General features: G+C 52.9%; 17 protein-coding genes. 6 read left to right on the top strand and 11 right to left on the bottom strand.

Annotation, left to right across the window (positions count from 1 at the left end; genetic code table 11):
• The first annotated feature begins 161 nt into the window (after positions 1–161).
• Positions 162–1,649 carry a mannitol dehydrogenase family protein gene (locus BJJ97_RS09100; protein ID WP_095993722.1) on the top strand — a complete coding sequence of 496 codons (1,488 nt, stop codon included), beginning with the start codon at positions 162–164 and terminating at the stop codon, positions 1,647–1,649.
• On the opposite strand, the gene BJJ97_RS09095 is transcribed toward BJJ97_RS09100, so the two are convergent.
• Entirely contained in the window at positions 1,642–2,016 is a 375-nt protein-coding gene (locus BJJ97_RS09095) for a hypothetical protein (protein ID WP_095993721.1), read from the bottom strand. The genes BJJ97_RS09100 and BJJ97_RS09095 overlap by 8 nt on opposite strands.
• A 383-nt stretch (positions 2,017–2,399) precedes the next feature.
• Here BJJ97_RS09095 and BJJ97_RS09090 point away from each other — a divergent pair, with 383 nt between their 5' ends.
• Positions 2,400–3,926: an MFS transporter gene (locus tag BJJ97_RS09090; RefSeq protein ID WP_095993720.1), complete on the top strand. Its 1,527-nt coding sequence runs from the start codon at positions 2,400–2,402 to the stop codon at positions 3,924–3,926.
• Positions 3,927–4,095: 169 nt separating this feature from the next.
• On the opposite strand, the gene BJJ97_RS09085 is transcribed toward BJJ97_RS09090, so the two are convergent.
• From BJJ97_RS09085 to BJJ97_RS09065, 5 genes are all read right to left on the bottom strand, one after another.
• Positions 4,096–5,106 carry an AI-2E family transporter gene (locus BJJ97_RS09085; RefSeq protein ID WP_039487799.1) on the bottom strand — a complete coding sequence of 337 codons (1,011 nt, stop codon included), beginning with the start codon at positions 5,104–5,106 and terminating at the stop codon, positions 4,096–4,098.
• 170 nt (positions 5,107–5,276) lie between these two features.
• Positions 5,277–6,224 carry a FecR domain-containing protein gene (locus tag BJJ97_RS09080; protein WP_095993719.1) on the bottom strand — a complete coding sequence of 316 codons (948 nt, stop codon included), beginning with the start codon at positions 6,222–6,224 and terminating at the stop codon, positions 5,277–5,279.
• On the bottom strand, positions 6,221–6,745 hold the full coding sequence (locus BJJ97_RS09075; RefSeq protein WP_095701659.1) for a sigma-70 family RNA polymerase sigma factor: 525 nt from the start codon (positions 6,743–6,745) through the stop codon (positions 6,221–6,223). Before BJJ97_RS09075 ends, BJJ97_RS09080 begins: the two co-directional genes overlap by 4 nt.
• A 172-nt stretch (positions 6,746–6,917) precedes the next feature.
• The gene (locus BJJ97_RS09070; protein ID WP_095993718.1) at positions 6,918–9,287 is read right to left on the bottom strand and encodes a TonB-dependent siderophore receptor; all 2,370 of its coding nucleotides are present in this window, start codon (positions 9,285–9,287) and stop codon (positions 6,918–6,920) included.
• Between the two features lie 631 nt (positions 9,288–9,918).
• The gene (locus BJJ97_RS09065) at positions 9,919–10,311 is read right to left on the bottom strand and encodes a hypothetical protein (protein WP_010282300.1); all 393 of its coding nucleotides are present in this window, start codon (positions 10,309–10,311) and stop codon (positions 9,919–9,921) included.
• Positions 10,312–11,212: 901 nt separating this feature from the next.
• Between BJJ97_RS09065 and acs the strand changes: the two genes are divergently transcribed.
• The 4 genes from acs (at position 11,213) to BJJ97_RS09045 (ending at position 16,343) form a co-directional block, all read left to right on the top strand.
• Positions 11,213–13,174, top strand: a complete 1,962-nt coding sequence (acs, locus tag BJJ97_RS09060) for an acetate--CoA ligase (RefSeq protein WP_095701657.1) — start codon at positions 11,213–11,215, stop codon at positions 13,172–13,174.
• Positions 13,175–13,299: 125 nt separating this feature from the next.
• Positions 13,300–13,611, top strand: a complete 312-nt coding sequence (locus tag BJJ97_RS09055) for a DUF485 domain-containing protein (RefSeq protein ID WP_095993717.1) — start codon at positions 13,300–13,302, stop codon at positions 13,609–13,611.
• Complete coding sequence (actP, locus tag BJJ97_RS09050; RefSeq protein ID WP_095993716.1) at positions 13,608–15,266, top strand: cation/acetate symporter ActP; 1,659 nt, start codon at positions 13,608–13,610, stop codon at positions 15,264–15,266. Before BJJ97_RS09055 ends, actP begins: the two co-directional genes overlap by 4 nt.
• 168 nt (positions 15,267–15,434) lie before the next feature.
• A complete protein-coding gene (locus BJJ97_RS09045; protein WP_095993715.1) occupies positions 15,435–16,343 on the top strand; it encodes an Rpn family recombination-promoting nuclease/putative transposase in 909 nt (302 codons plus the stop codon).
• Positions 16,344–16,411: 68 nt separating this feature from the next.
• Here BJJ97_RS09045 and BJJ97_RS09040 read toward each other — a convergent pair whose 3' ends face one another.
• From BJJ97_RS09040 to BJJ97_RS09020, 5 genes are all read right to left on the bottom strand, one after another.
• Positions 16,412–18,154, bottom strand: coding sequence for a polysaccharide lyase family protein (locus BJJ97_RS09040; protein WP_193438355.1), 1,743 nt, complete (start codon positions 18,152–18,154; stop codon positions 16,412–16,414).
• Between the two features lie 449 nt (positions 18,155–18,603).
• Entirely contained in the window at positions 18,604–20,733 is a 2,130-nt protein-coding gene (locus tag BJJ97_RS09035; RefSeq protein WP_095993713.1) for an HlyD family efflux transporter periplasmic adaptor subunit, read from the bottom strand.
• A 2-nt stretch (positions 20,734–20,735) separates the two neighbouring features.
• Positions 20,736–22,091: an efflux RND transporter periplasmic adaptor subunit gene (locus BJJ97_RS09030; protein WP_095993712.1), complete on the bottom strand. Its 1,356-nt coding sequence runs from the start codon at positions 22,089–22,091 to the stop codon at positions 20,736–20,738.
• Entirely contained in the window at positions 22,088–22,843 is a 756-nt protein-coding gene (locus BJJ97_RS09025; RefSeq protein ID WP_095993711.1) for an efflux RND transporter periplasmic adaptor subunit, read from the bottom strand. Before BJJ97_RS09025 ends, BJJ97_RS09030 begins: the two co-directional genes overlap by 4 nt.
• Positions 22,843–24,636, bottom strand: coding sequence for a TolC family protein (locus BJJ97_RS09020; RefSeq protein ID WP_095993710.1), 1,794 nt, complete (start codon positions 24,634–24,636; stop codon positions 22,843–22,845). Before BJJ97_RS09020 ends, BJJ97_RS09025 begins: the two co-directional genes overlap by 1 nt.
• Positions 24,637–24,694 lie beyond the last annotated feature (58 nt).

The following is a 24,694-nucleotide window of genomic DNA, read 5'->3' as shown; positions in this document are numbered from 1 at the left end:
ACAAAACCGTGATCCTCCGCTGAAACGAATCTGAAAAAACGATAAAATTTGCGCAGAGAAAAAAACGTGCGCACCGTAACCTATCTGCGCGTCACGTATTGCACCGCCTGCAAATCACAGCTACTTTTAACGTTATAAATCCCCCACCCGAAGCGCAATAAATGACTGATACAATAAAAAATATCGCTACTTGCGAACTGCCTGCCAGCGTCCAATTTCCCCACTACGATCGTAAGGCGCTGAAGCCGCGCATCGTCCATATCGGTTTTGGTGCTTTTCATCGCGCTCATCAGGCACTGCTCACCGATCGCGTGCTGAATATGGTGGGAGGAGACTGGGGAATTTGTGAAGTCGTGCTGTTCAGCGACGACACCATGATCACTGCGCTGCGCCAGCAGGATCATCTGTTTACCGTGTTGGAAAAAGCGGCGACTGAAAATCAGCCAATTGTGGTTGGTGCCGTGTGCGAATCGTTACATGCCAAAATAGAAGGCATTAGTGCCATTATTGAGAAACTCGCCGCACCAGAGACCGCCATCGTTTCCCTGACGATTACCGAAAAAGGCTATTGCATGGACGGGACGAGCGGCAAGCTGGATCGGACCAATAAGCTGATTCAGCAGGATCTCAGCGATCCTCGTCATCCTGCTTCAGTACCGGGATTGCTGGCGGAAGCGCTACGCTTACGTCACGAACGCGGGATTGCGCCATTCACCATCCTCTCATGTGATAACGTGCCGGAAAATGGCAAAACAGCCAAAGCTGCCGTGCTCGAATCTGCGGGGCTTAACGATCAGAGTCTGATCGATTGGATCGAGGCTAAGGTTTCTTTCCCGAATACGATGGTGGATCGCATTGTCCCTGCCGCGACGCCGGAAGCGTTGCAGGAAATTGCCGATCACCTCGGCGTCGCCGATCCCTGTGCGATAGCCTGTGAGCCCTTTATTCAATGGGTGATCGAAGATCATTTCACTGCCGGACGCCCTGAGTGGGAAAAAGCGGGCGTGCAATTGGTGCATGACGTCCTGCCGTTTGAAGAAATGAAACTGCGCATGCTGAACGGCAGCCACTCGTTTTTAGCCTATCTGGGCTATCTCGCCGGTTACGATCACGTCAGCGATTGTATGAATGACGAGAACTATCGCCGAGCGGTATCTCATCTCATGCTGCTGGAGCAGGCACCGACGCTCAGCGTGGTGGATATCGACCTGAAAGACTATGCCGTTCAGCTGCTTACCCGTTTTTCCAACCCAGCGCTCAAGCATCGAACCTGGCAAATCGCGATGGATGGTTCACAAAAACTGCCCCAGCGCATGCTGGAATCGCTACGCTGGCATGTGCGTAATGGCGGAGACTATCGCTGTCTGGCATTAGGGGTCGCTGGCTGGATGCGTTATGTCAGCGGAAAAGATGATGCAGGCAACCCTATAGAGATCCGCGATCCGCTGGCTGAAAAACTCAGACAGGTCGTTGCGGAAACATCAGATAACGCCGAGCGGGTCAGTGCGTTTCTCAATATTCGTTCTATTTTTGGTGAGGATCTGTCAGCAAACCACGATGTGTTCAACGCTATCGCACAGGCTTATCTGAAGCTGCGCGATCACGGCGCAAAGAACACCGTGGCCGCACTGGTACAAGACTTTAAATAACGATAAACCCAAGCAGCGCAAGGTATAACGCACTTTGGACACTCAGTGACAGAGTGCGACTTTTCCCCTTTGTTTCATCCAGCCACTGCAGCGATGACCAACTCATTCCCCCACCGATGACCGCGATCAACAACATCGCCGCAGCAACCAGCCAGACGAATTTATCCAGCAGCGAATTGGGAAACAAAATTTGCAGTGCGGAAACGACGAGAAACAGCGTCACGCAGCGCAATACCCCGACCAAAATACCTGCACGATCTCTCAACCCACGCGGTGCGGAAGACGGCAACCAGGCCTGAAAAGCAAACAACCCAATCACAGCAATAAAAATCACATAAATAATGGCATAGACCAGCAAATGACCCACGTTACGGCTCCTGATGAGGGAATACGATAAAGTAAACTGGGCGGGATGATGACGACATTTCCTCTCTGCGGTCAATGCGTTATTTCATACCATGCTATCGATTTGTGGGGCAGCGCCCACTATCGCCTCGCCGCCAATCTGCCCGTATAATGCTTTCCCGTAATAAATTTACATACTTTGTAAGTTAAGAACACAAAGACACGATCAAAGAATTATAAAAAGCAAATTAAAATATCTTATTTCATGATCTGTCTGACAGATCGTCATTAAAAGCCCCCTAAATCGTGATCGTCAGTTTACTTTCTTTTCAATAGGGCAAATGATAAAGAAATGATAGTTCAATAGAACTGAAATATTGTTTCATCTTTGTAATTAGGCTGATCATGAATAAACCAATCTCTTTTAAACATACGTTCTGCTACGGCAGCGCAAACCTGCTTGGCAGTGGCGCGCTTGCTATCAGCGGCGCATGGCTGATGTACTTCTACACCACATTCTGTGGGTTAACATTGGTTCAGGCTGCTGCTATTTTCTCCGTTGCCAGCATCATCGATGCGATCAGTAACCCCATCATGGGGTACATCAGCGATAACTTCTACAACACCCGAGTTGGCCGCCGATTTGGCCGCCGCCGCTTCTTTATTTTGCTGGGTGTCCCGCTGGTTCTGGTCTACCCCATGCTATGGGTTGAAGGCTTTGGCTTCTGGTACTATCTGGCGACGTACGTGCTGTTCGAGCTGATTTACACCTCGATCATGGTGCCGTATGAGACGCTGGCTACCGAAATGACCTCTGACTTTAAACTGCGCTCTAAGCTGACAGGTTCTAAAGCCATTTTCGGTAAAATCGCCAACTTCCTGGCGGCATTCATTCCTGGGCAGTTTATTGCTATCTACGGTAAAGATTCCGCAACGCCATTCTTCTACACTGGCCTGGTCTACGGCGCCATTATGTGTGGGGCGATGATCGCGCTGTACATGACATCCTGGGAACGTCCGGTCAACGAAATCGTCCGTGAAAGCACCTCCAGCCTGTGGCAAGCGATGAAAAAGCTGAGCGTGGATATGGTTTCTACCTTCCGTCTGCGTATTTTCCGTAAGCATCTGGGGATGTACCTGTTTGGCTTCGGCGCTGAGTGGCTTTTCGCTTCCGCGTTCACCTACTTCATCGTGTTTGGTCTGAAGCAGAACACCGCGCTGGTATCACACCTCAATAGCTTCAGCTCGATTATGCAGCTCATTTCTACCGCAGCCTTCATCGGTATCTGCGTCAAAATGGGCTTTGCACGACCGTTCCGTCTGGCACTGATGGTGGTGATCGTCAGCGTGATAGCCTATGCCGCGCTCTATTTCGCTAACTGGTCAGAAGACATGACCATCTTTGTTCTGTTCGCCATTACGGCCGTATTTGGCCTGAGTACGGGCGGTATCTACTACATTCCGTGGACGGTTTATACCTTCCTGGCCGATGTGGATGAAGTCCTGACCGGGCGTCGTCGTGAAGGAATTTACGCCGGTGCGATGACGTTTGCCGGTAAAATGGTTCGCTCTGTGATTGTCTTCGCGATGGGCTGGACGCTGAGTCAATTCGGCTTTGTCTCCGGGCAGTCAGTGCAACCAGAATCTGCCGTACAGGCGATTGTTGGCGTGTTCTCGCTAGGTGTTATCGGTCTTGCGCTGATTGCGATTTACTACACCACTCAGATGAAGCTGGATCGTAAAAACCACGCCATTCTGCTGGAAGAAATTGCACGTATCAAAGCGGGCGGTGCCATTGCCGATGTACCAGCTCATGCTCGTGCTGTCGCAGAAGAGCTGACAGGCTGGGAATATGAGAAGTGCTGGGGCAACAACCCGTTAGGCGTTCAGTCAGAAGAGTCTAAACCGCAGGTTGCTACTGCACAGCATTAATTGAAGACGTTCGTTTATTGAAAACAGGCATCAATTAAAAGCTGTCATCAACGAAAAACAATCAGCCCAATCTCGTATTGGGCTGATTCATTTAGGCCTGCGTTTGCTGATTAACAGAACAGGTAGGATATGGCAGGCGATCGCATCAATCGCCTGCCAACATGCAGGATTAAATCAACGAGGCTTCTTTCAATTCGCTTTTCAGGTAAGCGTAATATATCGGGGCAGCAATCACACCGGACAAGCCAAACGCTGCTTCAAACACCAACATCGCCAGCAGAATTTCCCACGCGTGCGCTTTGATCCTCGTCCCAACGATTTGTGCATTCAGGAAATACTCAAACTTGTGAATCAGCATCAAATACACCAGCGCGACCAGCGCAATCGGCAACGAAAGCGATAAACCAGACAGGAAAACGATCGAATTGGAGATCAGGTTACCAATCACCGGCAGCAGGCCGAAAACGAAGGTGAGCACCACCAGCGTTTTAGCAAACGGCAGATGGATACCACACAGCGGCAGAGCACCAAGAATGAAAATGGCAGACAGCACCGTGTTAACCGCAGAGATTTTCACCTGAGCGAAAACGATGTTGCGGAACGAGGCCGACAGCAGCGAAACCCGACGCAGTAACTCCGCTTTCAGTAATGGTTTTTCCGTGTCTTTATCGACGTTATAAAGCGAGACAATCGCGCCAAGCACCATACCGATTAGCATCGTCACAAAGCCATGCAGAAAACTTTTCCCCATGTTCTGCAACATCACAATATGCGCCTGAACCCATTGCAACAGCTCGTGCTGGAGCTCTTCAATACTGACCGGCAAATACCCCGGTAAGTAGTGGATAATCTGCTGCTGGATGTCATTGAGGATGTAGCCAATGCGCACATTAAACGCGGCGGTATCCTTCATTTCCTGCATCAACATCCCGACCAGGCTACCAAACAATAGACTCAGCAGGCTGACGACCAGCGTGCTGATCACCGCGACTACAATCCAGCGAGCACGCTTACCGCTGATGACCCGTTGAAAATAGGGCGTCAGTAAATTCACAATTTCATACACCAAAAAACCAGCAATAAAGCAGGTCAGCAGGCGTAAAGGCAGCAATATAAGCAGGCCACCCATAATAAAGAAAAAGCTCAACAGGCGAGCTTGTTTCAGATTCAGTAACTGCATGATGACATCCCGTATGAAGAGGCAACGCTGAGGGTACTCTTTGTGGAGTATGTTACGCCTTTTTCGGTACCAACAGATTGATATATATGCGCCAGATTTACGTCTATTCTGCGAGTGATAACAAACGAGGGATATTTTTGGTGTTTTACCCGCGAAATACCAGCCGTGTTTTAGCTCGGACGGATATCCACCCACCAGGCAAAACGCCGAGTCACCTTCACTGGCAACGTCCGTGCAACGGCGTCAAGCAGGCGATCGGTTTCATGTAGCGGAAAAACGCCCGAAATCCGTAGCATCGTCACTGCGGAATCAACATGAAAATAACCATTGTGATAGCGGGCAATTTCAGTAACGAACTGACCTAGCGGCATGTTATCCGCAACCAGTTGTCCTTTGCGCCAGCTCTGGCGGAAATTCTCAACGGGCGCAGGTTCGCTGCTCCTGTCACGGGTAAAGATCACCTGTTGCCCTGCCGTCACGCGCTGCGCGGCGGGTACTGCCGTTTGTAGCAAGACCTCACCGCTAAAAACGGAGAGGACGCTGTGGGCGGACGTATAGCGCAGCGCTAATTGGCAAGAATACGCAGAAGCCGCGAGATCGCCATGGGGCGTGGTCAACCGGGCAGCGTGAGCCGTTCGGTTATCCAACATCAATTCACCTTTGAGCAATTGAAACGTCAGCGGCTGAGCCAACGCGGGATCGCCCTGCTGATTTAATGCCGAATCCGTATTGAGCCAGACGGTCATCCCCGTTTCGATGTTGAGCTCACGCGTTTCGCCCGTTCCCGTGTGGTAATCGGCCGCATAGCTTTCCCACGGCAGACTAAAGCCCACGCCTCCGGTAAGGCTGGCAATCGCCAACAGTTTGAGCATGCGCCGACGTTCCCCACCCCGCTTGCTCAGCACCGAAGAGGCTAATTGGCTGTCTACCGCATGGAAACGGGCGTGAATCTGCTCAACCTGCTGCCAGGCAAGCTGGTGAGTGTCATCCTGATGTAACCATCGCTGCCATGCCTGACGCTCGTGTTCGGAGCAGTCTTCGTCATACAGCGTGGCATACCACTCAGAGGCGGCATGAAGAACATCTTTCGGAATAGAAGAAGTAATAGAGGAAATCATAAGTCCTGACACAATAGACAATTCAGCATTGCCTGTGCCATATATTTTTTCACCATCCGCTCGGAAACGGCTAATTGTTCAGCAACCTGCCGATAGGTCAGGCCATCGAGATGCACAAGCAAGAATGCCTGACGCACTTTGCCCGGTAGCGTCGCCAGCATTTGGTCGATGGCCATCAGCGCATCAACCACCATCGCCTGCTGTTCCAGCGAGGGAGAAAAAGTAAACTCTTGCTCTGCCAGCACTTGAAGATAGGCATTCTCGATGTCTTTACGTCGCCAGTGATTCACCACCAGCCCGTGGGCAACTGTCGTCAGCCAGGCACGTGGTTCACGGATGCGATCGGCCTGATGCTGGCAAATCAAACGCAGAAACGTATCCTGAGCCAGATCTGCGGCCTGCTGAGAACACCCCAAACGCCGACGCAGCCACGCCTGTAACCAAGCATGATGGTCATGATAAATCTGCTGAACGTTTAAGGTTTCAGGCTGATGGAGGCAGGCAGCGGCGGGACTCTTCACGGTATTCGCTCAATGTGACAGCAATGAAATGATTTTCATTATCATTAAAAGCAAAGTCAACGACTATTCGCGTTTATCATGCCGATTACGCGAAAAAGGAGGGCGTTGTAGGGATTGCATGGAAAAAGAAAGAAGCCCGAGGGCTTCTTTCAGTGAGAGTCGAGAAGGAGGATTACCAGCGATAGCTGACATTCGCGCTAACGTTACGGCCTTCACCGTAGTAGCACCAGTAGTTACAGGCGCTGACATACTCACGATTTGTCAGGTTGGTTGCATTAACCTGCAACCGCCAGTCTTTGCTGAAATCATAGGCAATCATTGCATCCCACAGCGTATAAGCCGGAACCTTCATGTCCGCCGAATTGGCAATGTCACCGTAAGAGCTGCCAACATAACGCACACCGCTGCCGATACTTAATCCTTCCAGTTTGCCGTTAAAGGCATAAGTCGCCCAGCCAGACACGATCTGTTCAGGCAGGCCCGGTAGGCGTTTACCCACTTCACCGACGGTACCTGACTTGGTCGTCTCCACTTCGTTGTATGTGTAGTTTGCCGTCAGCGTCAGACCGGTATACACCTCACCGCTCAGTTCTAATTCAAGGCCGCGTGAACGCGCTTCACCCGCCTGAATAGTCAGGCTTGGGTTTTTAGGATCCGTCGTTTTAACGTTTTTCTGTTCCAGATTAAACAGGGCAGCAGAAGCATAGCCGTTAAAGCCTTCCGGCGTATATTTCACGCCAACTTCCGTCTGCTGGCCTTCTTCCGGCACATAAGGACGTTCGTAACCATCACGACCCGACACTGGCAAGAACGATTCCGAGTAGCTGACGTAAGGGGAAATACCGTTATCAAACAGGTACATTACCCCAGCAGTCTTGGTAAATTTGGTATCGTCGGTGCGAGTATCCGCGCCTGATGAAAAATTACGGTCGCGAGACTTCGCCACGTCGTAACGTCCACCCAGCAAGAAGATCAGACGCTCGTCATACTTAATCTGGTTCTGAACATAATACCCGGTCTGATGGCGGCCAGAGCGGTGAGCAAACAGTTGGCTGTCCGGCGACGTATAGTTGCCGTAAACCGGATTAAAGATGTCGATAGGGCTACCAAAGGCGTACAGGTTTCCATCGCGGCTTTGTGTATTAGCACGGCGGTAGTCGAACCCAAGCAGCAGGGTATTTTCAATGTCTTCCCACTGCCATTCACCCACTAAACGGTTATCGGTAGCCCAGTTTTGCGCAAAGCCGTCACGGTAGGTCAGCCCACGGTTAGCCTGACGATCATTAGCCATACTCAGCGCATAAGCATTGCGCAGATCCAAATTCAGATAGGTGTAATTCACATTCTGGTGGAACGTCCAGGTGTCGTTCAGATGATGCGTGAATTCATAGCCCAGAGTGAACTGCCGGGTATCGTGGCGGTTCATACCCGGTTCGCCCAGCGACGTTTTATAGCCGACTTTGCCAAACGGTGTGCCCTGTAGTGTACCGTATGGCAGCTTAAAGCCGTTGGTCGTGTCGGATTTCGTATCCATGTAGCTGGCTAATACGGTCAGTTCCGTGTCTTCTCCGAGGAACGTGACGCTCGGTGCCAGATAAAGGCGCTTACTCTTCGAGAAATCCATCTCGCCCGAGGTATCACGCGCTAGCGCAACAACCCGATACAGCACTGAGCCATCATCATTTAACGGACCTGCGCTATCGACAGCCAGATGGCGATAATCATTAGAGCCATATTCCAGCTCGACTTTCCCCTGCGGCAAACGCGTTGGTCGTTTGGAGATGACGTTAACCAGACCGCCCGGCGGGTTTTGCCCGTACAGCACGGAGGCTGGGCCTTTCAGGACTTCAATACGCTCGACGCCGAACGGCTCAATCTGCTGGCCGTAGAATCCATCTTCATTCAGCGTCGCCAGGCCATTTTGGAACCGGGACTGATCGCTAAATCCACGAATAGTCACCCATTCGGCTTTATTGTCCGGCCCGTATGGCGTCGCGAGAATACCGCTGCTATAGCGCAGCGCCTGATCGATCTTCTGCGCGCCGCGCTCTTCGATCTGCTTCTCCGTCACAACAGCAACCGCACGTGGCGTCTCTGAAATCGGCACATCCAGCTTCATTGCCGTATTCGGTGGAGCGGTGACGACGATCCGATCGTTTTTAGCGGTAACAGGAGCTGAAACGGAAACAGGCTCACTCGCCGTGCGCTGCACTAGCGTCACGCTGCCATCGGCACTGTATTGTGCGCTCAGGCCGCTGTTGCTGAGAATCTGCTGGAAACCCTGCTCAACGCTATAGTTCCCCTGCAACCCCGTACCGCGCTTACCCGCCACGGCTGCCGGATCATAAGACAGTAATACACCAGCCTGTTGGGCAAATTGATTGAGCACCTGATTGAGCGGGCCAGACGACACCGCGTATTGCTGGACAGGTGCCGCTGACGCGGCATAAACCGCCGCCATTGGCAGCACTGAGGCAAACGATGCCCCAAGTACCCCGGCACGTAAAGTACGCGCCAATAGGTGGGTACGGAATTTAACCATGACTTATCCCCTATCGCATAAGAAAGACTTGTTTTCAGAAGCTATGCCAATTGAAAGAGTAAAAAGGGGAACCAGAAATCGAAAAATAATTAAAGTAATCGTTATCAATCAGAACTATTAGGGAAAATACGTTGCCGCTATTGGTAAACCTATACGGTGACTAATAAAAAACTGACGTCATCTTTATCAAAACGTGCTATATGGCGATAAACGCTATATAGGCTCAACCATATCCATAATTAGACGACAGTCTACTTATTTATTCGTCATCCTTTCGGATTCAACACGCTAAAAATAAAGAAAATTTACAGAGCTTATTGCCAGCGTTTAATAAACCATGATGTTTAAAAGGAGTAATTTACGAGCAGGAAGAGGAAAGTGATGAATAGGCAAGAGGCAGGGCTGGATAAGAGCGAAACGTTTCGCTGATTATTTTAAACAAGCATAATATATGCAATAAAATAGTTAACCGTCTATTTTTATTAATTTTTCACATCATTCCGGTTAATAAAGAACGCTTTTTATTCTCCATCCACAAAAGCTACGTGTTGCTTTATCGTTCTGCTGGCCGTCAGCGGATATCAATACACACCTCGAGTCTTCCGGCCAGATAATCTCCGATGATTCAAGCTTACGATGCCAGATTTGTCGAAGGCTCAACCGCATCCTGGTTTAGGATCAGCAGAGAAAGCACTCGATTTTCAACGTTCAGCTTCGAAAAAGACAGCGTACTTAGCTGCTTTTTGGTAAAGCCATCAGACAACAAATCCGAGACCACACGCGTACTCAACATGTTGGAATTCGTCATAAAATCGTGATAGGCAAACTTCACGTTGATAGGGAGTACATCATCAATTGAGACGGGCGTATTCATTTCAGCACGCAATCCAAAATGGGCGTTGAAGGCAGAATTCGCACAGACGACCTTACATTTCTCGTCAATCACCGCCACTGCACGTCTATCATTCTGAACTGGTTGAGAAAGCATGCCTAAAATCTCATTCCGGCCAAATATCAGACTCATTGTTTCCTCTGCATCATGCTATGTAAAAAGATATCTCACAGCGCGCCATGACGCCACGGCGCACCATTGATAAGCAATCAACCTACCGGAATTTAAAAGGTTTCCGGACTAATCGTGTTCTTCCCCACCCCAGAAAATCACCTAGTGAAAATAGTGAATTTCGCTAACCGGAACCGTTTACACGTTCTCATGCTACCGGGGCTCAAACATCTGCCGCCTTACTCAGCGTCAGTGATGTTGGGTATATCTCTGTTATTTATTTTTGGAAACCGGATATTTCTGAATCAGACACAAAAAATAACACTTAATTTTTCTTTTTTTAGCGGCTAGCACACGACATCTTTACGCTTTTTAAGAAAGCTCACATCTGTGCTGTGGAACCCACCTAAAGTGTAGATTATTCACACTTATCTGCCCGTTGATAATCAGATAAATCTATTTCATTAATAGCCTACATATAATTAACAACTGGAACAAAAATTCAACACATCAATCATAGTTGAACGCGCTAAATAGCTGGCCTACGTAGGAATATACTCTGAACAGGATTTTTACTATCGGCTGAATAAGCGGGATCTTTATGCCTTTTGATCGTAAAGGGCGATCAAAAACTTGATAACAATAGATATAATCTATTGAAAACAATGAATTGATCGTTTATGACATTATAACAGCCCTGATAATTCTGCTGGCAGTCATATTGTGACATACATCACTTACTGCATTTTGGCTACCACGAAAAACTTGCCTGTTTTCTGAGCCGAAAGACTATCTTTTAAGTAATGCCCCGCTGCTTTTCCTGCATTGCGTGATCAATCGCGCAAAAAAGAAACAAAGATAACTGGTTAACTAGAATTAACCATTATTTGACATAGCATTAACATGTTTAAGGAGAAGCGCTATGACACAACATAATAAACACGCCATTCCCGCCGCCATTGCGGAAAATGCACTGATAAATGCCCAGCAATACAAAAATATGTATCGGCTGTCCGTTGACGATCCCGCCGCCTTTTGGGGTGAGCAGGGAAAGATCGTCGATTGGATCAAACCCTATGAAACGATCAAGAACACCTCATTCGATCCCGGCCACATCCGCATTCGCTGGTTTGAAGACGGTACATTAAATGTGGCAGCAAACTGCCTGGATCGCCATCTGGCCGAGCGTGGCGATCAAACCGCCATTATCTGGGAAGGGGATGACGCGACAGAAAGTAAAAAAGTCACCTACCGCGAACTGCATCAGTCCGTGTGCCGCTTCGCCAATGTGCTGAAGTCGCAGGGCGTCAAAAAAGGCGATGTTGTTGCCATTTATATGCCGATGGTGCCGGAAGCGGCTGTGGCAATGCTGGCCTGCGCCAGAATCGGGGCGATTCATTCGGTGATCTTCGGGGGCTTCTCTCCCGAAGCGATTTCCGGGCGTATCATCGATTCCAATGCCAAGCTGGTCATCACTGCCGATGAAGGCGTACGCGCCGGACGCGTGATTCCGCTGAAGAAGAATATTGATGAAGCGTTAAAGAACCCGAACGTCACCACCATTTCCAGCGTTATCGTTTTCCGTCGTACGGGTAAGATCAATGAATGGCAGGAAGGACGCGATCTGTGGTGGCACGATCTGGTTGAAAAAGCAGACGACCATTGCCCGCCAGAAGAGATGAACGCGGAAGACCCGCTCTTTATCCTTTATACGTCAGGTTCGACGGGGAAACCCAAAGGCGTACTGCACACTACTGGCGGCTATCTGGTTTATGCCGCGCTGACCTTCAAATATGTCTTCGACTACCATCCCGGCGACATTTACTGGTGTACGGCGGACGTTGGCTGGGTCACGGGGCACAGTTACCTGCTTTATGGCCCGCTGGCATGCGGTGCGATTACGCTGATGTTCGAAGGTGTACCAACCTGGCCGGACGCCAGCCGCATGGCGCAAGTAGTCGATAAGCATAAGGTCAACATCCTTTATACCGCTCCAACTGCGATCCGCGCACTGATGGCGGAAGGTGATAAAGCGATCGAGGGCACATCGCGTGAATCCCTCAGGATCATGGGTTCCGTCGGTGAGCCAATCAACCCAGAAGCCTGGGAGTGGTATTTCAAAAAAATCGGCAATAGTAAATGCCCCATCGTCGATACCTGGTGGCAGACAGAGACGGGCGGCTTCATGATCACCCCGCTGCCGGGCGCGATTGAGCCGAAAGCCGGTTCCGCGACGCGTCCGTTCTTCGGTGTACAGCCTGCGCTCGTCGATAACCTCGGCAACCCGCAAGAAGGCACCGCTGAAGGCAATCTGGTCATCGTGGATTCCTGGCCGGGTCAGGCAAGAACCCTGTTTGGCGATCACGATCGCTTCGAGCAAACCTATTTCTCTACCTTTAAAGGCATGTACTTCAGCGGTGACGGCGCGCGCCGTGACGAAGATGGCTATTACTGGATCACGGGTCGCGTTGACGACGTGCTGAACGTTTCCGGGCACCGTCTGGGGACAGCGGAAATCGAATCAGCGCTCGTTGCACACCCCAAGATTGCCGAAGCCGCCGTGGTCGGCATCCCGCACCATATGAAAGGGCAGGCTATTTACGCTTACATCACGCTGAACCACGGCGAAGAGCCGTCCAGCGAGCTGTATACGGAAGTCCGCAACTGGGTGCGTAAGGAAATCGGTCCGATTGCTACACCGGACATCCTGCACTGGACTGACTCTTTACCAAAAACGCGGTCCGGCAAAATCATGCGTCGTATTTTGCGTAAGATCGCCGCCGGTGACACCAGCAATCTGGGGGATACCTCAACGCTGGCCGATCCTGGCGTCGTCGAAAAACTGCTCGAAGAAAAGCAGGCTATGAGTACCGCCTCTCAATAACCCCCTGACCCACCACTCTCTTCATTCCCGTAAGCCATGATGTGGCTTGCGGGAATGTGGGTGGCGATAAATCAGAGGGTGACGTCGCGGTAGCACTCAACCCTACAGATTACTGGAGACTTACGATGAATGATGCCATTTATCAACGGATTGAAAGTCACCCCTTATTCAGAGAACTGGTCAACAAGCGACAGCGTTTTGCCGCTTTCCTTTCACTCATCATGCTGGTGCTTTATGTCGGCTTTATTCTGTTGATCGCCTTTGCACCTGGCTGGCTGGGAACGCCGATCGCTCCAGGTTCCAGCATTACCCGCGGCATTCCGATTGGTGTGGGATTGATTGCGATTTCCTTCATTCTGACCGGCGTTTATGTGTATCGCGCTAACGGTGAATTTGATCGTCTGACCAAGCAGTTACTGGATGAGGTAAAGCAATGAAAATACGCTTTATGATGCTGTTCGGGCTTTTGACGCTGCCCGTGCTTGCGTGGGCAGCGGATGCCCTCACGGGGGATATCCAGCGCCAGCCGTTGAATATTCAGGCCATCGTGATGTTTCTGCTGTTCGTCGGCGGCACGCTGTATATCACCTACTGGGCGTCGAAGAAAACGCGTTCGCGTAGTGATTACTATACGGCGGGCGGCAACATCACTGGCTTCCAGAACGGGCTGGCGATTGCGGGCGACTACATGTCCGCTGCATCCTTCCTCGGTATTTCTGCGCTGGTCTATACCTCCGGCTACGACGGATTGATTTACTCACTCGGCTTTTTGGTCGGCTGGCCAATTATTCTGTTTCTGATCGCAGAGCGGCTGCGCAACCTCGGGCGTTATACCTTTGCTGACGTCGCATCCTACCGTTTGCAACAGCGCCCGATCCGTAGCCTTTCCGCCTGTGGTTCGCTGGTGGTTGTGGCCCTGTACCTCATCGCACAGATGGTGGGCGCGGGGAAACTCATCGAACTGCTGTTCGGCCTCAACTACCATGTGGCGGTGGTGCTGGTCGGTATTCTGATGGTGATGTACGTGATGTTTGGCGGCATGCTCGCCACCACATGGGTACAGATTATTAAAGCCGTCCTGCTACTATTTGGTGCCACCTTCATGGCCATTATGGTCATGAAATCCGTGGGTTTCAGCTTTGATGCGCTGTTCAAACAGGCGATGGCGGTTCACCCGAAAGGGGCGGCTATCATGAGTCCCGGCGGACTGGTTTCTGATCCGATATCCGCGTTATCTCTCGGGTTAGGACTGATGTTCGGTACGGCTGGTCTTCCACACATTCTGATGCGTTTCTTCACCGTCAGCGATGCGAAAGAAGCACGAAAAAGCGTGTTCTACGCCACAGGCTTCATGGGCTATTTCTACTTCCTGACCTTCATCATCGGTTTTGGTGCCATCCTGTTGGTCAGCGCTAACCCTGCGTTTAAAGACGCAACAGGCGCGCTCATCGGTGGGAATAACATGGCGGCGGTGCATCTGGCTGATGCGGTCGGCGGCAACTTCTTCCTCGGCTTTATCTCCGCCGTGGCCTTTGCCACCATTTTGGCCGTCGTCGCCGGTCTGACGCTAGCAGGTGCTTCTGCCGTATCCCACGATCTCTACTCTAACGTGATCAAGAAAGGGAAAGCGACGGAGCGTGATGAGCTGAAAGTCTCGAAAATCACTGTACTGGTGCTGGGTGTGGTGGCTATTTCGCTCGGTATCCTGTTTGAAAACCAGAACATCGCCTTCATGGTCGGGCTGGCGTTCTCCATCGCCGCGAGCTGTAACTTCCCGATTATTATCATCTCCATGTATTGGTCGAAGCTAACCACACGCGGTGCGATGATTGGCGGTTGGGCAGGTCTGTTGACGGCTGTCATTTTGATGGTGCTGGGGCCGACGATCTGGGTGAAAATCCTCGGTCATTCTGCGCCTATTTATCCTTACGATTATCCAGCGCTGTTCTCGATGCTGGTTGCGTTTATCGGTATCTGGTTCTTCTCCATCACCGATCGTTCCGAAGCCGGACAGCAGGAACGCGCACGCTTCCATGCACAGTTTGTCCGCTCACAAACCGGCGTCGGCGCATCAAAAGGCAGTTCCCACTAATATTCCTCCCACTGGCCCGCGAAATGCGGGCCAGCTCTTCTTTGCAATCCAGCGCGTCGCACTATTGAAAGATTTTTGCGGGGCGGCTTCACGATAGTTATCGACCTTCTGTTCTTCCCTGAACGTTCCGCTAGGGTGTCTGCATACACATCACAGGGAAAGGATGCGATGCAGCCTCACGATGCCATCTTCAAACAGTTTTTGAGTGATATTGATATCGCCAGAGACTTTCTTGCGGCCCATTTACCCCCCGCTATTCAGCAGCAGTGCGATTTCAGTACGTTGCAATTGGAATCTGCATCGTTTATCGAAAATACATTACGTTCGCGTCTGTCAGACATGCTGTACTCACTGCAAACTCGCTCTGGTTCTGGATATATCTATTGCGTCATAGAGCATCAAAGCCGCCCCGACAAGCTCATGGCTTTCCGGTTATTACGCTATTGCCTTGATGCAATGCAGCAGCATTTATCACAAGGTCATCAGTCGTTACCCGTGGTTATTCCACTCCTGTTCTATCACGGCAAACGTAGTCCTTATCCGTATAGTATGCAGTGGCTGGACCATTTCACCGATCCACCGCTGGCAGCACAGGTTTACCATCATGCCTTTCCGCTGATAGACCTGACCGTGATCCCAGATGAAGAGATCAAAACGCACCGTCGTGCCGCACTGCTGGAGCTCGTGCAAAAACATATTCGAACACGGGATATGCTGGAATTGGCACACGACATCGGGCTATTATTTGAACACTGGAACCTGTCTTTACCACTGCGGCACGCGTTATTACTGTACGTCGCAAAAGTGGGTAATACATCTGACATAGACAGGTTCATTGATTCAGTGGCTGAGCCCCTGTCAACGCATAAGGAGGACACAATGACCATTGCACAGCAATTACATCAAAGGGGATTTGAGCAGGGGATGCAGGAAGGTATGCAAGAAGGGATGAAATCTAGCGCACTAAACATCGCCCGCCAACTGCTGCAAAACGAGATGGAACTGGAATTAGTTCAGCGTGTGACCCAACTGTCCGATGAAGAGATGGCGCAACTGCTCCGCAGCGAGCAGAAATAATTTTTTATCGTGGGCTATCCCTGCCCACGGCTCTGCGAAATCCAGCGCTTCACCTTGTTAAACGGGATTTATTCCTCGCTTAATGTCACCACGTCATACATCACGCTGCCGCCTTTTAATTGTAGCGTGATCGTATTGTTGCCGTTTTTCAGAAAGCGGGATGACACAGGGATACGGGCAATGTGATAGCGACCGCTCTGTAGCGCACCGCGATAAATAGTTTTGTCGTTTTCGTAAGTCAGCGTTTCCAGCGTGCTGCCGTTTACCGCTACCGCCAGCTGTGGCATGGTCGGTTCACTCATACCGCTGTTGCTCGCTGCTGCCAGTGCGATGTTCAGGAAATAGGTTTTCTTCTCAGGTTGCAGGGCAAAACGGATGTCCCATTTTCCCGGTTTGGTCTGCGCGTAATACCAGTCACGCCGATAGTCGCTACGGCCAATATCGAACGTCAGATTTGCCGGAACCTCATGCTGCCAGCGGGTATTGCGGGCTTCATTGCCAAAGCGGAATTCACTCGCCTGCCGATTGGCCTGTCCAATAGCCCAAACAACCGATTCAGCTTTGGGCAGCGTTATCACAGGCAGCACTTGCTTATTACCAGAAACGGACAGCGTTTGTTCTGCCAATATCCCTGGCTGCGTACCACTGTTGGCGTATACCGCCAGATGGTAATTGCCCGGACGGACATGGGGAATGGCAAAATTCCCCATGTCCGTGGTTGCCTGATACGAATAGCCACGGGTTTGCACATCAAACGGTTCATCCAGCGATGACGAAAGCACAATGGTCACCGGCTGCTGGCTGGCAACGCGTCCGCTCACCTGCGTGCGATCGCGCGCATAGCGGGAATCGCCCACCCAGTTGTACGGCCAACTGACAGTTTCCGTCAGCGCCTGACGCTGAGCATCCGCCAGCATGTGTCCGGTATCGCCCTGATTGATATACAGCAGCCACGGACCGTAGAATTTTTTCCAGCCCGGTGGGGCCACCATATCCGGCGTGCCAAAGTGCGAGCCCGTCATGTAGTTCAGGATGATCGCATCCTGATGCACCAGCAAATCCTGCTTGAGCGCATCGCCGGAGAAATACTCTCGATTGCCATGAATCAGCCACGCGCCCACGCCATTACCGAAAACGCCCCAGAAAGGCGCGGCACGCATATAACCGGCAAAGTCATATTTGGAATAAATGCTGCCATCCGGCAGTCGCCAGGTTTCATCCTGCACCTTCGGCGACGCTTCAAGCTGGCTGTAGAGCAGCGGTTTACCCTGACGATCGCCATTGTAGAGATGGTCTAATCGGACAGGATCGAAGCGATAGACGTTACGCAGTTCGCTGACTTTAACGTCCTGATTTCCGCTATTCTCAGCGACGACATAGCTATAAATCCCGCTAACGCCGCGCCGCATAATCAGGTGATATTCAAGCCGTAACAGCCCGTCCCGATCGTCGATATAGGCGACATGCGCCATATCACGATCATTGCGCAGCACCTCTACCCGCTCGGGGACAAAATCTTTGACGCCTTTAGCATGAGCATCGTTAATACGGTCATTATTAATATAGTAATCGAGATAAGCGCTACGCGTTTTACTCGGATCGCGCGCTGCGCCGGACAGGTTGGTGACGATATTCTTGCCTCCCGTCACCATGCTCGTCGCGCTGCCGTCCTCCCCGAACGCGACTTTTAGCAAGCCATTATCCAGAACGGTATTCAAACCAGAAACGGATAGCGACACCGCATTATTCTGCGCGCTATAGCTATAGGGAGCCAGCATGGCCCCTACCAACAACAAGACAGATCGCATCACAGTCAGCCCTCTTGTGTTCAGTCGGTTAAACGAGAATTTTCATCACAGTGGTGATGGCCACTACCGCTTCAATATCGAGATACTCGGGGCTACCACGGTGCGAGGTGTCCCTGCGGGAACCTCATCACCGTGCTTCCCCTAATATCCAGCATTGGGTGTAGCCTGAGATATCAAAAAAAATTCCCGCTATTTTAAATAGATACCCTAAATAATTCGAGTTTCAGGAAGGCGGCAAGAGAAGGAATCCCGATGAGCTTACTCAGGTAAGTGATTCGGGTGACTGAACGCAGCCAACGCACATGCAACTTGAAGTATGACGGGTATAGCCGTGATGGGAACAGCATAATCGAGAGAGATAAGCGCCCTCCTTCACGCCACTGCCAGCACAAACAAGAATCTGGCAATAGCGGGAAGAAAGTCAGGATCGACATCGCAGAAATCAAAACTGATCAGAATGACAGCTCGCGAATCAGTACGGCGGACACCACTTTCCAGCCGCGAATCAATAGGCTTTGCGCCTCACCGTCCATCACTACCGTGCCGCGCAGCACCTGCGGCTGAGCACGATAATCGTCAGGCAGACTGAGCAGCACGCGATAAACGGCCTGTTCAGGATGCAGCTTGCGCTGTGCATCGCTCAGCGTGGCAATATCGCCGCCATAAATTGATGCCAATTCCGGCGCAGCGTTTAGATCGCGGGTTGCCGTGCTGGCAATCTCCACAATGGTGAGCGGCAACGACGAGCGGCTCACATCCTGTAAATAAAACGTCCCCTTTGCCCCCGTGCGAAGCCGCTGCCAGTCTTTTTCCGATACGAACGCTTCCACCAGTCCGCCGGTTGGCTTGGTGACGACAGCCAGCCATTCGCCCTGTCCCAGCCACTCGCCGGTTTCCAGCGGCGTAGTCATGTCTGCCACCACGCCGTCTATCGGTGCACGCACCGTCAGCTGTTCGGACTGACGCTGCAAGACCTGTAACTTTTGCAGCGCCGCTTCATGCTCCTGTTTCACCCGCTGGTGATCGCCAGCCGCTTCCTTGTTGAATACCTGAAAGGTGCTTTGCCAGTTCAGCGTAGCGATTTGTCGCTCCAGCTGTTGCCGTTCGTGCGTCAGCGCGTCAGACGACAGCGTAAACAGCGTTTGTCCCGCTTGCACAGGCTGGCCGACCTTCACGTCAATGCGCTGAATCATCGCGGGCACGGGCATATACAGGCTGCTTTGCTGTTCCGCCCGCAGCAGCGCCGGTGCATACACACCACGCTGCCAGGGAATCATCAGCAAGAGCAGAACCACGGCGCTCACGGCCAGCGTTGTCGTCATATTACGGTTCATACGGTAATCCTTACGGCGTTTACTCCATTCGCGCACTTCATTTACTACAGGCATCACCACGAAGTAGCCGATTTCAATCGCAAAAAGCAGCATCCCCAGCAGTTTGAACGTCATGTGGTAAACCAGAATCGCGATACCGGTAAACAGGAAGAAACGGTATATCCACACCGCGAAGGCATAGCCGACCAGCGTGCGTTGCAGCCAGCGCGGAAAATGCTCCGGTGGCGCATCCCCCAAGCCGAACAGCCATTCCCGCATCTGCCAGCGGCCGATAGCGAAGCCCCGGTTTTGCAGGTTCGGCATCTGTAACCCATCGGACAGCAGGAAATAGCCATCGAAGCGCATCAGCGGGCTGAGGTTAATCGCCAGCGTCATGATCCAGGTCGTCGTCGCCAGCATAAACGCAGCGCTGCGCAGCATGCCGTCCGGCAAGAAGCTCCACGCCAGCGTCGCCCACGCCGCCAGTACCAGTTCGGTCATCATGCCCGCTGCGCCAATCGCCATCCTCTGCCGACGGCGGGTGAGTTTCCACGAGCCGGACGTATCGGTGTACAGCACCGGCATCATCACCAGAAAGGCGACGCCCATGGTGGCAACCCGCGCACCAAAACGCTTGCAGGTGTAGGCGTGGCCGAACTCATGCAGAATTTTGGTAAAGCACAGCGTCAGCCCCGCCAGCGCCGCGCCCTCCAGCGTGAAGAAGTGCAGGAACGTATGCTTGAAGGTTTCCCACTGGCGTCCGGCGAGGAAGAGCCCCAGCACGGCCACCAGCAGCGTCAGTTTGAGGAAAGTCCGGCTGAAAAACGGTTCTACCCACGGCAGGGTCGCGCCCAGAAAGCGATCGGGGTGCCATAAGGGGATGCGAAAAAACAAATAGTTCTTCAGCAATTTGCGCCAAATCGAAACGCGTGACTGTTCCACCTGACGAGAAAACTGTGCCAGCGCGTCATCGCCGGAAACGCGCGTCAGGCTGTTGGCCTGCAAGAAGCGGTTGAAGTACTGCACATCGCTGTCATCGAGCGTCAGCGCAGAAATCTGGTTAACCTCAGCCACGATCTGCGCGGCGTTCCCCATCGACCAGCGCGATAGCATCGCCATTTCTGCCCAGCCGATACGAAAATAGAGACCGCGCAGCGGATCTTCTAGCGTCCAACTGGGCGATCCGTCGCGGTTAGCTGGTCCGGCATGCAGGATCAGTTCATCGCGCAGCGGGCTAAGCCCGGCCGCTGGCGTTGCGCCTCCGGCCATCGTTAGACACCCAGCCAGACGCGCAAGGAGGCCAGCGGTTTACGCAGCAGGTAAACGAACAGCACCGTGCGTTTACCGTACAATTTGGCTGTCCCCTTCAGACCCACGCGCAGCTGCGGGTCATCCTGCGTAAAGCGGGCTCGTAGCCGATAGGCCATCACATTATCCGGCGTCGGCGCGGCGCGATAGCCAATCTGTTCAAGCCGCGCTTCCTGTGCCGAATTCGGTGCAACGTTGAGGAACAGGCGTACATCTGCACCGTTTTCCAGCGCAATCGCATCCGCCGCAGGCAACTGGATCTCCAGCTCAACATCGTGCGGATCGGCGATCATCATGATGCGTTCCCCCACCGCCACCGAGCGCCCAATCCAGTCACTGCTGTCGTCAAAAATCGCCACGCCGTCACGCGGGGAAACAAGCTGCATGCGTTCCTGCTGGCGTTGCAGAAAATCCATGTCGCTCTGCGCCTGTTCGCGACGGCTTTGCAGCACGGCCAGACTGGCTTTGCTGTTAGCATCGAACAGCGCCTGCTGCTGTGCCTGACGATACTGCGCATCGGCGGTGGCAAAAGCCTGTCGGGCCGATTCCAAGCGATTTTCCAATTCGCGCACGTCCAGTCGCACCAGCGGTTGATTAGCGCTGACAGTCTGATTAGGGCGAACCAGTATGTCATCCACCACGCCCGCCACAGGGGCGCGCACCATCACCGGACGATGGGCAACAATCTCTGCCGGCGCTAGCACCGACTGGCGAACCGGGATCAACAAGATCAGCACCAGCGCCACGATCGCAGCAACGATCAAACGGCGTCTGGCAGGCGGCGTTTTCGACGGGCGACGGCGTACCTTGCACAGGCTCGACCAGGCGTGTGCGTAGGCATCCGCCAGTTTTTCCAGCAGCACGATCTCGGCCGGCAGCCACGCGCTGTCCCGCGCTAGCACCAACACCAGTGGCGTATCGCCCTGCGGTAAACGCAGCGGTAGCCAGAGTAAAAATTCTGGCAGATGCTCCTGCCACAAAATCTGGTCATCGTCAGGCAGCTCGCGGCATTGCAGCGCCTGCGTTTGACGCCCTTCTTCCTGCCACTGGCGGCACAGGCGGCTAAATTCGGTACAAAACGGCGCGTTGTGATCGAGCGAGGCCAGCCCGGAAGCCGCCTGCAAGCGCTGTTTATCGCAGTCCCACAGCAGCGCCTGCCGATACTTCACTAAATTGTGCGTCTCGTTGACGATAAAAAACGCCAGCTCCTCCAGCGTTTCACGCGCTCTGGCACGGCTTTGCAGCTGCAACAGTTCGGCCAGCAAAGCCAGCCGGGTATCCTGCTCCGTTTGTGCTGCCGTCGTGTTCCGTTCGATCATGGCGATACGCTACCCGCATCAGGCGGTACGATTTGTGCCACGCCGCTCATGCCCGGCAGCAATCCAGCGGTAGACTGGGTAATGCGGCCAAAGACTTTTACCGACTGACTAACCGGATCGATCGCCGAAGAAAGGCGGCTGATTTCCGCCGGATAGCTCAGACCGGTTTCATCCAGCACGACCTGAAAGGCGCTGCCCTGTTTTAGCCACACCAGCCAGCGCGACGGCACGATCATTTCCAGCTCGAACGCGCTGTCATCATAAATCGCTAACAGCTCTTTGCCTTCCGGCACGGATTCCCAACGTTTCACTTTGGTTTCCGTTACGCGACCGGAGAACGGCGCTTTAATCATACAGCGTTGCAGCATGGCGCGATTGACGCCGCTTTCGGCCTGCGCCATCGACACCGACGATCGCGCCTGATCGACATCCGACAGGCTGATCGAATTGAGCTTATCCAGTCGATCGGCAATCGCCAGTTTCTTACGTGCGGCATTCTCTGCGGCGTTTGAGTAGTTCAGCTTTTCGCGCAGCACGGTGCAGTCAAACGTCACCAGCGTATCGCCCTGTTTGAAGTGTTCGCCCTCTTTCACCGCAATATCCGTCACTTTTCCGGCAATTTCGCTGGATAACACGGTATAGCGCTGCGCGCTAAGCTGTACGCGAATGTCTCCCGTCGTCGCAGCCTGCCCCAACAGGGGCAGACCTAACGCACTGACCAGCAATAGCGGACGCATCATGCCGAAAGCCATTAACGCGAACCTCCCGCCTGTAGGGATTGCAGGTTATCCCACATATCCGTGTTCACCACGCGATAAGGCTTACCCGCGCTAGCCGACGATGTAGTCGTCGACGACGAGGCAATCGGCTTCGCGACTGGCGCAGAGGATGGAGTAGAGACTGTTTTAGCCGACGCCGTCGTGGTGGCAGGCGTAGCCGGTGTTGCCAGAGACAAGCGCGGTACCGCAACGCCACCTTTCTCAAGGTTACCCGTGGTGCGAGCAATCGAGCTGCTCAGCGCCGCCAGACTGACATCGTTCACGTTATCCGGCAGCACATCCAACCCGGCAGCCTGATACACCGCGCCGAGCGCGTTCTGTACATCGGCAAAGCTGCGGTCGCGCGCGCGGGTCGTCAGAATGGTTTCCGTGCTGACGCGCACCTGTTCCATCTGCGTTTCAGCACGATGCTGTACGCTAAGTGTGGTCTGGTTGAGGATGCCACGCTGAATCCGCGCAAGTTCCTGATAGCGGCCAAACATCTGCGTACTCTGCTGATATTCCTGCCAGGCGACGTTCACCTGCGTCAGCACCGCCATGCGCAGCGCCTGACGACGAACTTCCGCCAGATCTTCATTCGCCTGTCCGGCGCGTTTCACCGATGACCACGACAGCACGTTCAGCAGGTTGCCGCTGACCTGAACGCCCGCGTTCGCCCACTGGTGATTGACCAGATAGCTGTTGCTGTCGCCGTTGATACCGGCAAACAGCGACACGCCCGGTAGCAGACGCAGCAGTGATTTCCGGGTTTCCAGTACGCTATTGCGTGCCAGATAGCTCTCTTCGCGCACTTCTGGACGTTTAACCATCGAGAAGTTTTCCAGATCGTCGAGCGAGTAGGCCATCTTCGGTGCGACCAAACTGCTTTCGCTCGGCACGACGACATCGTATTTGCTCGACGGCGGCAGGTTCATCAGCGCCGCCAGACGGGATTTCGCCACCACCAGATCGCTGTCGACAATCTCTAACTGACGCACCATCTCCAGCATGTTTTTCTGGAAACGCAGCGCCTCAACCGGTGCCAGCAAGCGCTGTTGTTCGGTCTGACGCGCATATTCCAGCGCCTGACGCGCCTGCGTCAGCGCAGTGGTCACTTCTGGCTGCAAACGCTGTGCCGTTGCCGCTTCCCAATAGGCCGTCCGCACCTGACGGGTAATATCCGCAACTACTCGACGACGACGCTCTTCCGCCGCCAGTGATTTGTTCGCCTGTACTTTGGCGTTGAAATAGCTGATACCGAAGTCCAGTACATTCCAGCTCATCGTCAGATCGGCGGTGCGCTGGGTCTGATCCTGACTGGTTGACGCTTCCAGCGACTGCCTACCCGTAGTCACCGATTGGCTGCTGGAACCGGCCACGTTGTCGCGGGTTTGTAGCCCGGCGCGCGCGGTCAGTTTCGGTAACAGCATGTCCAGATTCTGTACGCCCAACAGGTCATCTTCCATCGCCTGTTCCAGCAGCGCGACCCGCTGTTGCAGGTTATATTTCAGCGCACGGGCAATCGCTTCATCCAGCGTGATCGTGCCGCGCACTGGTTCCTGATTGGCGAACATCTGCGTTCTGTCGCTCAGCGCCTGTGCAACCTGTTGCTCGATCGTCACCGGCTCAGGTTTGACGGCACAGCCAGCCAGACCCAGACAGGCCAGGGCTACCGCGATCCGTAACGCCCGGGAACCCGCGGTGCGTGGTGTAGCCTCGTGTTGAACGTTCTGCTGCTGACTGTCGTGTTGCTGGCTATCCCAGAAATGCGCTATGTGCTGATTCACCCGGGTTCTCCCCATCTTCTATTTGTCTGTTCCCTTCATCTTGCAGGCGGTGGAATGG

The organism is Pectobacterium polaris, assembly GCF_002307355.1.
Taxonomy (GTDB): domain Bacteria; phylum Pseudomonadota; class Gammaproteobacteria; order Enterobacterales; family Enterobacteriaceae; genus Pectobacterium; species Pectobacterium polare.
This window is presented reverse-complemented; position numbering and strand designations above follow the sequence as displayed.